Source organism: Microbulbifer maximicatervae (SeqCode) (genome assembly GCF_052467955.1).
Window position 1 is genome coordinate 5,120,739 of record NZ_CP174329.1, and the last position, 15,346, is coordinate 5,136,084.

The 15,346-nt window shown below is 53.8% G+C and carries 12 protein-coding genes; 5 read left to right on the forward strand and 7 right to left on the reverse strand.

From position 1 onward, the window contains the following. Positions 1–158: 158 nt before the first annotated feature. Positions 159–2,102, reverse strand: a complete 1,944-nt coding sequence (locus tag ACJJI5_RS22140) for a M1 family metallopeptidase (protein WP_445355200.1) — start codon at positions 2,100–2,102, stop codon at positions 159–161. Positions 2,103–2,413: 311 nt separating this feature from the next. On the opposite strand from ACJJI5_RS22140, the gene ACJJI5_RS22145 reads away from it, so the two are divergent. Beyond that, positions 2,414–4,075: an alkaline phosphatase D family protein gene (locus ACJJI5_RS22145; RefSeq protein WP_444895382.1), complete on the forward strand. Its 1,662-nt coding sequence runs from the start codon at positions 2,414–2,416 to the stop codon at positions 4,073–4,075. Positions 4,076–4,143: 68 nt separating this feature from the next. Here the strand turns inward: ACJJI5_RS22145 and ACJJI5_RS22150 are convergent, their stop codons facing one another. Continuing rightward, positions 4,144–6,231, reverse strand: coding sequence for a GGDEF/EAL domain-containing response regulator (locus ACJJI5_RS22150; protein ID WP_445355201.1), 2,088 nt, complete (start codon positions 6,229–6,231; stop codon positions 4,144–4,146). 375 nt (positions 6,232–6,606) lie between these two features. Beyond that, positions 6,607–7,647 (reverse strand): EF-P beta-lysylation protein EpmB, encoded by a 1,041-nt coding sequence (epmB, locus tag ACJJI5_RS22155; protein ID WP_445355202.1) that lies wholly within the window; start codon positions 7,645–7,647, stop codon positions 6,607–6,609. A 750-nt stretch (positions 7,648–8,397) separates the two neighbouring features. Between epmB and ACJJI5_RS22160 the strand changes: the two genes are divergently transcribed. The 4 genes from ACJJI5_RS22160 (at position 8,398) to epmA (ending at position 11,997) form a co-directional block, all read left to right on the forward strand. After that, a complete protein-coding gene (locus ACJJI5_RS22160; protein ID WP_445355203.1) occupies positions 8,398–9,108 on the forward strand; it encodes an iron-containing redox enzyme family protein in 711 nt (236 codons plus the stop codon). 202 nt (positions 9,109–9,310) lie between these two features. Further along, the gene (locus tag ACJJI5_RS22165; RefSeq protein ID WP_444895386.1) at positions 9,311–10,105 is read left to right on the forward strand and encodes an aldolase; all 795 of its coding nucleotides are present in this window, start codon (positions 9,311–9,313) and stop codon (positions 10,103–10,105) included. 312 nt (positions 10,106–10,417) lie between these two features. After that, positions 10,418–10,990 carry an elongation factor P gene (gene efp, locus ACJJI5_RS22170; protein ID WP_108731510.1) on the forward strand — a complete coding sequence of 191 codons (573 nt, stop codon included), beginning with the start codon at positions 10,418–10,420 and terminating at the stop codon, positions 10,988–10,990. A 53-nt stretch (positions 10,991–11,043) separates the two neighbouring features. Next, positions 11,044–11,997, forward strand: a complete 954-nt coding sequence (gene epmA, locus ACJJI5_RS22175) for an EF-P lysine aminoacylase EpmA (protein ID WP_444895387.1) — start codon at positions 11,044–11,046, stop codon at positions 11,995–11,997. Here the strand turns inward: epmA and ACJJI5_RS22180 are convergent. The 4 genes from ACJJI5_RS22180 to ACJJI5_RS22195 all read right to left on the reverse strand — a co-directional run bounded on the left by ACJJI5_RS22180 (position 11,984) and on the right by ACJJI5_RS22195 (position 15,334). After that, entirely contained in the window at positions 11,984–12,796 is an 813-nt protein-coding gene (locus ACJJI5_RS22180; protein WP_444934729.1) for a GNAT family N-acetyltransferase, read from the reverse strand. The genes epmA and ACJJI5_RS22180 overlap by 14 nt on opposite strands. 92 nt (positions 12,797–12,888) lie before the next feature. After that, the gene (gene cysE, locus ACJJI5_RS22185; RefSeq protein ID WP_413664156.1) at positions 12,889–13,716 is read right to left on the reverse strand and encodes a serine O-acetyltransferase; all 828 of its coding nucleotides are present in this window, start codon (positions 13,714–13,716) and stop codon (positions 12,889–12,891) included. 1 nt (position 13,717) lies between these two features. Beyond that, a complete protein-coding gene (locus tag ACJJI5_RS22190) occupies positions 13,718–14,704 on the reverse strand; it encodes an SrkA family protein kinase (RefSeq protein WP_444918853.1) in 987 nt (328 codons plus the stop codon). Positions 14,705–14,863: 159 nt separating this feature from the next. After that, positions 14,864–15,334, reverse strand: a complete 471-nt coding sequence (locus tag ACJJI5_RS22195; RefSeq protein WP_444934727.1) for an ankyrin repeat domain-containing protein — start codon at positions 15,332–15,334, stop codon at positions 14,864–14,866. Between the last annotated feature and the right edge of the window lie 12 nt (positions 15,335–15,346).

Sequence of the window (15,346 nt, forward strand, 5' to 3'; positions counted from 1 at the left end):
TCACTTAGCCATAAAAACAAACTGAAAGAATGCCCATAAAAAATATTTTGTGGAGCAAACTTTAGCATTAGCCAAAGTGGAAAGGAAAAGAAAGGGTAGAGTTGTCGCAACTCTCATATTGACCTATAGGAATTGCGACAACTGGGAAAAGAGAGCGATTAACTCTCTTTTTTACCGTAAATAACCAGGCTATTTACTTTTACCGTCAGCGGGTGATAACCCACCTTGGCGCGCTCAAAAATGCGTGCAGCCACGTCTTTTTTACCGGTCTCAACCATATTGCGATATAGCGGGCGCAGGAACTTGTTGCGGCCGATACTGGTGAGGAAATTCTCAAGGCGCTCGAAGGCCGGCTCGTAGTCGTTGCGCACTGCGATCATCAGCCAGCTGAAAGCCACCTCGTTATTGCGGGATTCGGTCAGGCCAAAGGCGCCGTCCAATTCCTTCAACTGAGCTTCCGTCAGTTTTTCCGGCATACCATCGAGGAAGTACTTCCACTGGTGGAAAGTCCAGCCTTTGGTATCGATATCCTTCGCCGCCAGTTTGCCGTCCAACCACTGTTGACGCACTGGATCCAATTTAGTGAAGGCATCGGACTTCGGATGCGGCGCACCTTCGGGAATACCCGGATCGAAGATCCACTGAAGAATGCGATCGCGGTCCAGCTTGTCGGCGTGCTCAACCAACAGGGTCTTGTCGAGATACTTGACGAAATCCTCGGTAGTGATGCTCTGGAAGGAGAAGTGGTTGAAGTACTCCATCAGGAAGCGGTCAAACGCTTCGCGACCTACTTTCTGCTCCAGCTCATACAGGAATAGGGAGCCTTTCTCGTAGGGAATATTGGAGAAAACTTCATCGGGGTCACGTCCGCGCAGGTCGATCGCCATAATCTCATCGCGGGGCTCTCTATCAGCCAGATCCGCTTGCAGATCGTCATAGCCCAGGGCCATTTCCATCTGGTAGCGCTCATCACCGTAGACGAACTGCATGATGCGGTTAGTCAGGTAGGTGGTGAAACCTTCATTCAGCCAAAGGTCGCGCCAGCTGGCATTGGTCACCAGGTTACCGGACCAGGAGTGGGCCAGTTCGTGGGCAATCAGGGCTACCAGGCTCTTATCGCCGGCGATTACCGTCGGAGTGATAAAGCTAAGGCGCGGGTTTTCCATACCACCGAAGGGGAAGCTGGGTGGCAGAATCAGCAGGTCGTAACGATCCCAGTGATAGGGACCATACGCCTTTTCGGTCACTTCCAGCATGGATTCGGTATCGGCAAACTCCGCCGCTGCAGATTCCAGCATGGAGGGCTCGGCGTAGACACCGGTGCGCTCACCCATGGGCTTGAACTGCAGGTCGCCAACCGCCAGGGCAATCAGGTAGGAGGGAATGCGCTGGGGCATTTCAAACTCGTAGACGCCATCTTTGGCCGCCTGCGGGTCATTGTTCGCACTCATGACTGCGCGCAACTCTTTCGGGGTGCGTACAGTGGCATTGTAAGTGATACGAACTTTCGGGGAGTCCTGCAGCGGAATAAAGCTGCGCGCGTGAATCGCCTGGGCCTGGGTAAACAGGAACGGATGCTTTTTACCCGCAGTCTGCTGAGGCTCCAGCCACTGAACGCCGGAGGCGCCCGGCGCTGTACGGTAGCGGATAGTAATGCTGTCGGCATCTTCCGGCAGCTCAATATTCAGCGGAATGCCCAGGTGACTGTCTTTCTCGCCCATGGAGAATTTTACTGGCGCGCCATTAGCGGATACAGAAACCACTTCCAGTTCGCGGGTATCCAGTACCATCGGCAGGTTCTTGTCGTTGAGACGCTTGAAGTCCAACTTGGCTTCACCTTCAAGAACCTTGCGGGAGAAGTCGACAGTCAGGTCCAGATCCAGGTGTTGCACCTGGTAATCATTGCTGTTGGCAAAAGAGTGGTAATCCACTCCGGACTGGGGCGCTTTTTCAACACCCGGCTTCTTCTCGATCACAGCGGACGCCTTCATCGGCGCGCTCGCACTGTCTACTTCGGCCTTGGAAGGCTCCGACTTGGAACAGCCACCGGCAACGGCAAGGCCGCCAACGATCAGACTGGTACACAGTAAACGGGGCAACATGGGTCTACTCCCTGAGTTCAGCTTTTCAATTTGCGCCACAGGATACCTGACAGAGCGCAGATGAGAAACGACAGGGGACTCTGCACCCGCCGTAAGGGGGCTCACTGATCACCCGCTCGAGCCACGGGTACCGACGGTCATGCCGCGTTTTGCCAATAAACCAGATTAATGTCTCAGTTTCGTCGCCTTAGGACGAATTTCATGACTAATAGCAGCGAGGGAAGAAAAATACTGACCGGGAATTAATACATCGTTCACTTTCCAGATTCAGACTGCGGCTCTTTTATAACAAGCACTATAAGGAGAACCCCATGTCTCTGTCCCGGAGGCGGTTTCTACAATTTTCCGGCGCAAGCCTGGCGGCCCTGCCCCTACTGAAAGCCTACGGTTCCGGCCAAGAGCCCTTCCAGCACGGCGTAGCCAGCGGTGACCCCCTGGCAGATCGCGTAATTCTCTGGACCCGTATCACTCCGTCCGCCGATCCAGAATTCCAGTCCATGGTGCCCTACACCTGGCAGGTCGCTCTGGACCCGGAAATGGCCATGGTGGTCAATAGCGGCAGCGGTATTACCGGGCCTAATGTGGACTACACCATCAAAGTGGATGCCAGCGGTCTGCAACCCGGCACCAGTTACTACTACCGCTTCTACTCTAACGGTATCGACTCGCCCATAGGCCGCACTCGCACACTGCCCATCGGCCATGTGGATAAGCTGCGCTTCGCGGTGACCAGCTGCTCCAACTATCCCATGGGTTATTTCAATGTTTACCGGGAAATTGCCCTGCGTGCAGACCTGGATGTGGTACTGCACCTGGGAGATTACATTTACGAGTACGGACCCGGTGGCTACGGTACCGGCACGGGCCTGGGGCGAGAGCCAATCCCCGCCAAGGAAATGGTGGATATCCAGGATTACCGCCTGCGCTACGCCCAGTACCGCTCCGACCCGGATTTACAGGAGGTACACCGCCAACACCCATTTATCTGTGTCTGGGACGACCATGAAACCACTAACAACGCATGGGCTGGCGGTGCTGAGAACCACAATGTCCAAGATGGCGAGGGCGACTGGTTTGTACGCCGCTCGGTAGCCAACCAGGCCTACTTCGAGTGGATGCCCATCCGCGATAACGGCATCTTTGATCTATTTGGTGACAGGGCCATCTACCGCAGCTTCCGTTTCGGCAACCTGATGGACCTGATGATGCTGGATACCCGCATCGCCGCGCGCTCCGAGCAGGCCAACTGGTTCGATCAGCAGACCGCCGACGACCCGGAGCGCAGCATCCTTGGTACCCAGCAGGAACAATGGCTGCACAACAGCCTGACCCAGTCCCAGTCGGATGGCGTGCGCTGGCGGGTATTGGGGCAACAGGTAATGATGGCGCAACTCACCCTGGCTCGGGATTTGTCTGTGAATATGGACCAGTGGGATGGTTACACCGCATCCCGCGAGCGTCTGTTCGACCACATTGCCGACAATAATATCGACAATTTTGTCGTCCTCACTGGAGATATCCACAGCTCCTGGGCCTGGGACCTGGCCAGCAATCCTTTCAGCATCTTGAAATACGGGCGCCTGACCGGACGCGGTGCCCTCGGCGGTGAGTTTGTCACTCCCGGAGTAACCTCCAGCTTCCTGGACAAATCCCACCTGACGGATATTGCAGCGATTGCTATGGACGGGTTAATACCACACCTCAAGTGGGTGGAGATCACCCAGCGCGGTTACCTGTTAATGGATGTTTCCCACTCCCGCGCCAAGGCCCACTGGTATCACGTGGATACAGTCACCAGTCAGAATTACAACGCCAGCCTGGCAAGGATTTATAAGCAGGAAGCGGGGCAGAACCATATCCAGCGTGCCTGGAGTGAAAGCACAGCTGATGAGTTGGTACCGGCACCGGCACCGCAGTACGGCGCCCTAGCGCGCAATACCATCGCCGCCCTTCGCAGCCGCTACAACGTCTGATTTGCAGGCAATAAAAAACCGCACCCCTGTTAAGGCGGTGCGGTTTTTTAAAAGCTTACAGAGAGAAATTATTCGAGACTGAAATCGAAGTTCATATCCTCCGCCGGCGCCTGCACATAGTACCCCTGAATATAATCAGTACCGGTCTGCCACAAAGTCGGCAGCATACTGGCCTGCTCAATATGGGGCACTATCACCTTGGTATCCGCCTCACCCAAGCGCTGTACCAATCCTGCCAGGGAGTCACTGCTCTCGCCTTCATCCTGGACCTCGCGCACGAAGGAGGGATCGATCTTGGCGATATCCACTTTCACATGCTCAAGAGCCTTGAACGGATTGAGTCCGGTGCCGAAATGACAGACCGAAACGCGACAACCCAATTGCTGGACCTGAGTGGTAAAGTCCCGGGCCGCGTGCAGGTTGCTGTTGATATCCTCCTGACGCAACTGGAAGATCACCGTTCCCGGCGCAACCTTGGCAGCTTTGAAGGCAACCCCCAGCCAGCCGGGTAAGCTGCTGTCCACCAGTGAAGCAGTGGTGATATGCAGCACCAAAGAAATATTCTTGCCCTCAGCCCTGGCGGCTGCGGCGGCCTTGATCGCGGTAATAATTACCCAGCGATCCATTTTCGCCGACAGGCCCGCATCGCCGAGTTCCTGCAGGAAGGCCAGCGGCGCCAGCTCTTCCTTGTCATCGAGCATACGCACCAATACTTCGTACAGTTGCTCACCAGTTCCCTGCAAACTGAGAATTGGCTGATAGAGCAGCTTCAGGCTGCCGGCCTCCAGCGCCTGAACCACTCGTGCACGGTGATAGGTATCGGCATCGGCGCCACCTTCAGTATCCGGCTCGTAGAGCGCAAAATTCCCACCTTTCTTTTCTTCACCCTGAGCCTGCTTGTGAGCAGATAGCGCTTGGTCCAGCACCTGTTGCGCACCGCTGGAGGCCTCACTCATCAGGGAAATACCAATAGAGGCGGTAATTTGCAGGGTTTTGCCATCCGCATCGAAAATGGTGTCGGAAATCTTCTTCAATATATCCTGCGCGCGTTGCTCAATGCTGTCCGGAGTTGTATTCGGGCTGAGCAGGCAGAAAGCATCTTCACTGTACCGGGCCAGGGTATCGCCACTGCGTTGACAGGATTTGAGTAATTCCGCCATACCTTTTTGCAGGGCGTCGGCGCCGGCCACCCCAACAACTTTCAACACTTCATCTTCAAAGCGATCCACTTCTATCAGCATCAGACCGCCAGTATTGTGGGAGTCCGCTGCAGATTTGATGCTGGAATCCAGTACCTGCAGGAAGTGCTGACGGTTGAAAAGCCCGGTCAGCGAATCGCGGTTCTTGATATCGCTGAGCTGCGCTTCCAATTGCTCCGTATCCCCCCGGCGCGAGGCAATACGCACCTGCAGACAGCGCTCATCGTCGTAGGTGGTGCTGAGTACTTCTGCGCGAGTGGGTAGAGATTCGCCAGAGGCGGTCTTAGCGATAAATTTCCACTCTTTCGCCTCCAGCTCATTGTTGTCGATGGCGCAGCTTTTGAGGAATTCACGCCCCTCTTCCTGTTCACTTTCAGCCAGCATATCAATCAGTGGCTGGTATTCGATGTCCTCGCCAGAGTCGTAACCAAAGCGCTCTGCAAGGGAGTCATTGGCGTAGACGATCAAGCCATCAGAAATATAAGCGATGGCATCTTTAGAGCTATCGAGTAGCTCCTTGGCACGGTTAAGGGTCGCGTGATAGCGGCTGTCGTGTAGGCGAGCTTGACGGCGATTGGCGAGCGCCCCCAGCTCCCGCTGTATCACAAAGAGAAGGTGCTGGTCTTCATCCACCACTACGACATCGCGGGCTCCGAGCTTCAAACCTTCCACCACGGGTTGGGCACCGGTGCGCTCGGTCAGCATAATTACCGGGACATCTTTTTGCAGCTTGCTGATGGTGCGCAACGCCACTGAGGGGGGCACCTGAGTACTGCTTTCAGTCGCGATCACTAAATCCCAGGTTTTATCCTGGAGCAGGCGGTTAAACACAGCCTCGCTGGCCACATGCTGTGCTCGGTTGGGACGGCCTGCGTTGTGCAGCATACTCACAAGGCGCTGGGCTTCCGACGGGGTATCGTGAATCAGGAGAAGTCGTATTGTGTCGTTGCTACTCATTATTTGCTCTATTTTTTTAATGGCGGCACACAGCTACCGCTGGTGGTAATTTTAGGGGGCGTAGAGGATCGCGCACAAGAGCAGATAAAACTGGTACTTGTGACCTAAATCACACAACACTCTCCACTAAAAGCTTCCACCTTTTTTTATTTGCGAAGCCAAAGCCACCAATCAAACTATCCAAACCTAAAGAGTCCCTAATTTCAACGCTATAAAGTGAAACAGCAGCTGCTGAATGGGGCGATCCGCCAACTATATCTGCCACCGATATCACACAATTAGCCTAGATCAATTTGGCGATATTTACCCACCCGACAATCCCCTCGTAAAGGCCTCTACCAAATAGGTAAATGGAGCTAGTAATTTTGCACTGTTTCAACAACTCTCAGCAAAGATCGGGGATTTTGATGGAACGCCGGGGACTTCACGCACCAGTTTTGGTACCAGATAACCGGGTAGCTGCTGGCGGAGATGTTCGATTAGCTCCAGCGCTTTCGCATCAGAGACTTCAAAATGTGCGGCACCATTTACTCGATCCAGCTGATGCAAATAGTACGGAAGTACTCCTGCTGCAAAGAGGGATTCGCTCAACGCACCCAGCGCCTCGCGACTATCATTGACACCTTTTAATAGCACCGCCTGGTTGAGCAGGGTGACCCCTGCGCTTCGCAACTTTTGCAGAGACTCTCGCACCTCACTATCAATTTCATTGGCGTGGTTGCAGTGCAACACCAGCACGGGCTTCAAGCGGGAACCGGTAAACCAATCCAACATTTTCTGGTTTACCCGGCTGGGAGCAACTATCGGGAGGCGGCTGTGAATTCGCAGCTTATCTACATGGGGAATCTCGGCCAGCTCATCGGTGAGCCAGGCCAGTTGACGGTCACTCATTACCAAAGGATCACCGCCGCTCAAAATCACTTCGCGCAGCTCAGTGCGCGCGCGAATGTAGTCTAGAGCTGCCAGGCTCTGTCTGCGAGTTAAGTGGTTGTCGCCGTAGGGGAATTCACGTCGGAAACAGTAACGACAATTAACCGCACACTGGCCCGCAGTGATCAGCAGTAGGCGCCCGTGGTATTTGTGAACAACTCCAGGTAGAGGGTTAGCCTCTGCCTCTTCAAGGGGGTCTGAACTAAATCCCGGCACTTTCTCCAACTCATCCGCACCGGGTAAAACCTGTAACAACAATGGGTCTTCGGGATCGCCGCAACGCATGCGCCGGACAAAGGGGCGCGGCACGCGCAGGGAAAAGCCAGAAGCCGCTTGCAAGGCCTTCGGGAGGTTACGCGGGTCTAGCTGTAGTAATTGAATCAACTCTGCCGGATCAGTGACCAGATCAGACAACTCATCCTGCCAGCAGCGGGATTCCTGTGTGTCGATAAGCTCTATACCGGGGGCCGATGATGACGCCATCATGGAGATACACTACAAAATAAGAGATTGTATCAGATCCCCCACTACAATCTCCCGCCACCACTGACAGTGATGCCCCACAAAGGGTGCCGTGACCAGGTAGACATGGGAATGCGTACAAACCCATTAGAGAAATGGCATCTGTTTCAGACCCTATCTAGTGAGTTAGTTGAACCCTCTAATAGATTCCCTAGGGTAATTACATAAACTGAATTTATTTTTGCAGAAACCCTATAAACATAATCAAAAAACCTTCACCAATCTTCTGTGGAAAAATATCGGATAGTTGGACTGTATCTTTAAGCAACCAGAGCCTTAACTCTTCTTTACCTGAATTTAGGAATAGACTCATTATCGGCGAAGCAAGTATTCACTCTACCTACCAATAAAAACCCTTACCCCACAAAACACTCCACTGCAACAAAGAAAATCTACACAGTCGACATTTCCACAGTGAATTCAGGGAGCAAAAAACATTTTCCTTGAGAAATTCGGCAAGGATAAAGCAAAGCAAAAATTATTTATTAATAAAATTTTTATCACTAGAAAAAACATCCTCCAAAAACCATCAACAAATATCAAAAAATTCATAATTCCCTTATTCACAATAGGGATAATTCGGTGTTAATTTAAACGCCGACAAAGAAAAACCATTTTGTCGATCCCGCCAAAGGCGGGCACTATCAAGAAATAAATAAAACACCTAAAAGGTGTTCAAACAGTAAGTTTAGAATTACAAAAAGGAATTACCCAATGGAAATGCAGCTTGAATTGCTTGAAGCCAATAAAGACCTACTGATTGAGCAAACTCGCGCACATCCTTTCTTGAAGCGTTGCCGTGAAGGCTCCATTACGCTGGACGAATTAAAAATATTTTTGGTTCAACAAGGTATTTACAGTGGATTTTTTGTTAGATATCTCTGTGCAATGATGGCAAACCTCCCGAGTAACCACGAAGTCCTGGAGCTCGCCGAAAATCTAATGGAAGAGCTGGGCCTGGAACCAGATAGCCCCAAACCCCACGCAGAAATCTATCGCGAAACCCTCGAGCATTTTGGTTTGACCCTGGAAAACGCGGAAGTTTTACCAGGCACTCAGCACCTGATCGATACCATGTTCAAAAACTGCCGGGACCTCAGGGCCAGTGCAGGATTAGGTGCCCTATGCCTGGGAGCCGAAGCTCTGGTACCCGATTTATATACAGATATTGTTGCCGGATTCCGTTCTTGCTGCGTAACCGATGCAGAAATGCAATTTTTCCTGCTGCATATTGAATGTGATGACGGCCATGCAGAAACCATTCGCGATATTATGGTAGATATTGGCTCCAAGGATCCCAGCCAACTGGACATAATGCTCGAAGCCGGGCGCCACCTTGTAGAGGCCCGCTTACAATTCTTCGATTCTATTGAAACCACCTACCACTCCACTAAACATAAAAAAGTTGAAGCTGTTACAGCTTAATGAGCAAGCACTTATCAACCCACTCACAGGTGTTGTTGGAGAAAGCACGGGCATAGGGAAATGCCACCAACATAAATTCGACAGAAATCGAATCATTTTGAGTTAGGTTTTTAAAAATTATTCTGCGATAAGAAAATAAAAAAGGAAAATTTATTAAATATCGCAGAATTAATATGACTTGCTGTGAGAATTGGAGATAACAATGGCTGAAACACTATCACTGGCAAAAAACGAACTGGTTGAGCGAGCCAGTGAAGCAATGAAACAGCACCTCAGCACCCCCGAGTGGTCTCTGAGAGAAAAGCTTGCGCTGACTTGCCGAATTTTATTTAACGATGGTCACGACTCCGGCCTGGCTGGGCAAATTACCGCCCGCGCGGAAAAACCCGGTACTTATTACACCCAACGCCTGGGCCTCGGCTTCGATGAAATTACCTCATCCAACTTATTGGAGGTCAACGAAGACCTCGAAGTACTGTCCGGAGAGGGCATGGCCAATCCGGCCAACCGCTTTCACTCCTGGATCTACCGGGCACGCCCCGATGTGAACTGTATTGTGCATACCCACCCCATGCACGTATGTGCACTTTCCATGTTGGAACGCACGCTAAAGATTTCCCATATGGACGCCTGCATGTTGTATGAGGATATTGCCTTCCTCAAAGACTGGCCGGGTGTACCCGTGGGTAACAGCGAGGGCGAGCTGATTTCCGCCGCTATTGGGGACAAGCGCGCAATCCTACTGGGACACCACGGCCTGATTATGGCCTGTCGCTCTGTAGAGGAAGCCTGTGTAATGGCGGTTCAGTGCGAGCGCGCTGCCAAACTGCAAATACTGGCTGAATCAGCCGGCACCATCCAGGATATTGATCCCGAACTGGGCCGCGAAGCCCACGACTGGATTCTCCAGGAAAAACGCACGCAAGCGACTTTTGCTTACTTTGTGCGCCGCATGCAGAGAAAAGGTTATGGCGGCGGGGACGATCCATTAAGTTAAGTGCTTTTGTGCAATGGGCTAAAGCCCATTGCACTGCCGGCTGCCGCAATAATTGCAGCTTGGCTATAACAACCGGAACGCCTCCCCTCCATTTCTCTCTGGTATTCGTTCAAGCTCCCACCCTCCTGTATAATCCCGCTCCATCATGCAGGGCTGGCGGTGAAGTCTCTTTTCCCCAGCCAGACGAGTTACCTGCGGCTACCATTTGTGGCGGAAGCGGAGGGCGTTAGCCCAGCCTTGGCCGGAATCGGCTAGAAACAAAAAACTCGTTAAAAATCATATAGATAAATGACTTAAAGGGCTCTATTTGCTATGGCTAGTTACTCCACTAACGAATTCAAGGGCGGCCTCAAGGTGATGCTGGACGGCGACCCCTGCTCAATCGTGGAAAACGAATTCGTCAAACCTGGTAAGGGCCAGGCGTTCAACCGCGTGAAGCTTCGCAATCTGAAAACCGGTCGCGTATGGGAGCGCACCTTCCGCTCCGGTGAAAGCCTGGAAGCGGCGGATGTGATGGATCGCGAAATGGAATACTTGTACAACGATGGCGAGTTTTACCATTTCATGGAGCCCGAGACTTTTGAGCAGCACCAAGCCAGCAGCGATGCTGTGGGCGATGCTTCAAAATGGCTCAAAGAGCAGGATATCTGCACTGTAACCCTGTACAACGGCTCACCGCTGGCAGTTACTCCGCCCAACCACGTTATCCTGGAAATTACCGATACCGATCCGGGCCTGCGCGGAGACACCGCCCAGGGCGGCACCAAGCCGGCCACTTTGGCTACCGGCGCCGTTGTGAAGGTTCCTCTGTTCCTGGAAATCGGTGAAACCATCAAGGTAGACACCCGCACTGCCGAATACCTGGGCCGTGCCAAGGAAGACTAAGCACCTCCTCCCCTCGAGCGGCCTACGGCCGCTCGTCTCCAGAGCTACCCCCCATGAGCACAGATACCTGGCGCCCCACCGCCACTATTGCAGCCCTGCGCCAACGCGCTGCACTACTCGCTGAAATACGCACATTTTTTGCTGAAAGAAACGTTGTGGAAGCCGAAGTTCCGGTGCTATCCCAGCGCGCCACCAGCGACCCCCATATCGAGTCCATCACCACCGAATGCCGGGGCGAAAACGCCTACCTGGCCACCAGCCCTGAATTTGGTTTAAAGCGTTTACTCGCCGCAGGACTCGGAGATTGCTACTACTTGGGCAAGGCTTTTCGCCAGGGCGAATCCGGCGGTCGACACAACCCCGAGTTCACCATGTTGGAGTGGTACCGCTGCGGTTGGGACGATCACCAACTGATGGAGGAGGTCGCCAAGCTGCTCTGCGGTATTTTGGCGACGGACCAGGTTCAGTCCCTCAGTTACCGGGAATTGTTTTTAAGGGAGCTGCAACTGGACCCCCACAGTGCCAGCGAAGCCGAGCTGATTTCCTGCGTTAAGCGGGAAATGGAATTGTCTTTTGTACCCCGTGAACGCAGTGAGTGCCTGGACCTGCTGATGAGCCACCGCCTGGAACCCACCATGAGGGAGGGCATCACCCTGCTCTACGACTTCCCCGCAGAGCAAGCGGCACTGGCAAAAGTGGTGGCAGACGAACAGGGGACCCCCGTAGCCAGGCGCTTCGAAGCCTATGTGGGTGGATTGGAACTGGCCAATGGCTATTGGGAGCTAACCGACAGCGCGGAACAGCAGCGCCGCTTTGAAAAGGATCTGGAATACCGCCGTGCTAACCAGCGCCCTGTACACCCCTTTGAAGAACGTCTGGTTGCGGCCCTGGATCAAGGCATGCCCGAGTGCGCCGGGGTCGCGCTGGGAGTCGACCGACTGCTGATGTTAAAAGCCGGTTACCAATCGATTGATGAAGTTATCGCCTTCCCTTTCAGTCTGGCTTAGCGGCCGCCGGCGCCGGAGTGTATTGATAGCGGGCAACCTCGCCAACTGCAAAAAAGCCACTATCGAGCAGTAGCTGCTGACGATCCGCCGGCACTAAAGCTACAAGATTTTTATGGTGGCTACCCTGGGCAGCGGTTAGCAGATGCTTGAACAGGGCCCGACCAATCCCGCGACCCCGGTAATCCGGAAGTGTCACCAGGTCATAGAGCCCCAGTGCATCCGCTGCCGCAAACAGGCAACCGGCGGCCACCGGTACACCATCCAGCTTAGCGAGAAATAATTTCAGTCGCCCGCGTCGCTGCTCGGGGATTTCCTGCAGGCCCTGATAGAAGTGCGCCAACTGTGCCCCCTCCAGCTCCCCTGCCGCCGCTGCCTGCACCGCGCCGTAATCAGGCAAGGCCTCCTTTTTCACCGCACTAATAGTCAGCTGTTCCACTACCGGAACCTCGGCAGCGCTGAGTCGGGGTATCTCGGCGGCCATAGCTACCAGGGACTGGCGCCGCTTTAGCCCAAGCTCATCCAAAGCGTCATTGTCCAGGGGTTTGGTGGCACTGTGCCAAAGGGTGAAGGGGCTGTGCCGCTCGGCAAAATAATCCAGCGCAAAACGCTGAATAATGCGCGGCGGCATTACCATATTGGAAATCACCTGATTGAGCCCAATGGAAGGCAGGCCGCTATCACTGCGGACAATACCTGTAATTTCCTTGGTGCAATCCGGAGTTACCAGGCTCGCGCGGTAGTCCGCATAAGCCTCCAAATTTCGGCAGGTAAGATTTTTCGCGCTGAGACTATATTTCATGGGTCAAAGGATAGTGCCAAGAACAGTGCCGTTGCATCATTTCCCCAGTGATCCCAGCCCCGCAGCCGGTGTTCGCTACGGGGCGACAAGCCTTATTTCTGTACTTGCGACAGGGCACACTGATCCATGGATAATGCCGGTTCAGCACAGGTGGCTGCCCCGACAACTTTTGCCGGCACTCCGGCCACTAACACCTTTGCCGGTACCGTTTTAAGAACCACACTTCCGGAAGCAATTTGGGCGCACTCGCCAATTTCAATATTGCCCAGCACCTTGCTGCCCGCACCGATTAAAACCCCGTGGCGGATTTTCGGGTGGCGGTCCCCGCTCTCTTTGCCAGTGCCGCCCAGTGTAACGGACTGCATGATGGAAACATTGTTTTCCACCACAGCGGTCTCGCCTATAACGATACCGGTCGCGTGGTCCAGCAATATACCGTCACCCATACGCGCAGCCGGGTGGATATCCACACTGAATACGACAGAGACACGGTGCTGTAAGAACATAGCCAGGGAGCGGCGCTGCTGCTGCCACAGCCAGTGGGCCACACGGTGAACCTGCAAGGCGTGAAAGCCCTTAAAGTACAGGAAGGGCTCGTGCAGGGAGTGGCAGGCGGAATCCCGCAGGTAAATTGCGTTCAAATCCGCTCGCGCCGCATGCCCTATGGAAGGGTCAGCTTGTAGCGCCTCATCGATAACCTCGCGAATTAACAGCGCCGGTGCCACCGCATTGTCCAGCTTGTTGGCCAGGTGAAAGCTGAGCGCCGCCTCCAGGGAATTGTGGTTCAGGATGGTCGCGTGTAGAAAGCTGGCCAGGATCGGCTCCCGCTCTACCTGCTGCGCCACCTCTATACGAATCTTCTCCCAGATCAGATCCGCCTCAGCTTCGGTGCATGTCGCATCCATTATTGCTTTCTCCATGTTACACAGCCCCCAGGGTCAACGGGGGCTCCAGCAGCGCAGACTGCTGCTCGCGCAATGCCAGTATATGCTCTGCCCAGTAACGGGCAGTATTAAACCAGGGAAACGCCTGGGGAAAAGCCGGGTCCTGCCAGCGTCGCGCCAACCAGGCAGCGTGGTGCATCTGCCGCAGGCAGCGCAGAGGCTCCACCAGCTGCAACTGCTGGGGATCAAAACTATAGAAGGTTTCATAGCCTTCCAACACTGCATCCAGGTAAGCGGTTTGCTCTGCGCGATTGCCGGAAATCAACATCCAGATATCCTGGATCGCCGGCCCCATCAGGCAGTCGTCCAAGTCCACAAACCAGGGAGTCTCATCCCGCCACAGGAAGTTGCCACTGTGACAATCACCGTGCAAGCGCAGCATATCCCAGTCCCGCTCAAACAGCGGGGCTATCTGTTCGATAATGTGGCCCGTGACGGAAGCATAGGCCTCGCGGTTCTCACGTGGCAGGAAATCTCCATTCAGGATAAATTCCCGGCTATCAATTGCGAATCGCTGCAAAGTGAGGGATGGGCGATAGCTGAAAGGTTTGGCGCTGCCGGCTGCATGAATGCGACCCAACATGGTCCCCACCTGCTCCAGGTGATCAAAGTTATCCAGCTCCAACTGGCGACCGCCCCGTCGGGGGAAAAGCGCAAAACGGAATCCAGCGGACTCCATCAGGGTGCGCCCATCAAACTGTATCGGTGCCACCACAGGAATTTCGGCCTCTGCCAGCTCCAGAGTGAACTGGTGCTCCTCCATTATCTGCTCATCACTCCAGCGCCCCGGGCGATAGAACTTGGCAATCAACGGCTCGGCATCCTCAATACCCACCTGATAGACGCGGTTTTCATAACTGTTTAGAGGGAAAATACGCGCATCGGAAATCAGTCCGGTAGTCTCGACACAGTCGATCACCACGTCCGGCGTGAGGGCTTCATAGGGATGATGATTCGAGGTCATAGTGGGTACCAACTGGATTGCAGCTGGCTATGCTAACGCGGTCGCGGGGGCCGGGACAAACTGAGAAATGTGCCGCAAGCTAAAGCGGCCAACTCAAGAGGATTTCACGCAGGACAGGAGCGGTGACACCATCCAATGCCAACCGCACAAAAAACTGTCTTAGTCGCCATTTGCCCGCTGTTGCTGCAATAGCTGAACCATTTGGTCACGACCAAAAACTTCGGCAAAATCCTCTGCGGAGTGGCCGGCCTTATTCACCTGCTGCGAATCGCAATCCTGCTTTAGCAGGGTTCGTGCAAGGGCAAACTCACCGCGAAAAATCGCTGCCATCAGGGCAGTATTACCACGGCGATCCTGGGCACAGGCATCTGCACCTCTCTGCAACAGGTAGTCCACAGCCTCCCCGTTGCCGTTGTAAGTGGCAATCATCAGTGCGGTGTAACCTTTCGGGTTGCGGACATCCAGGGGAAAACCCGCTTGCGAAAATTCACGCAGCACCTCGGTATCGCCAATCCTGGCCGCGGCAAAATAATACTGGGAGAGTTCGGTAAAATCAGATTCCGTTTTTTCCGGCTCTCCTGCCTGAACCCCCAGGGTGAGAAAGAGTAGTGCGAATAAAAATGATCTCATAATTTCACCTGT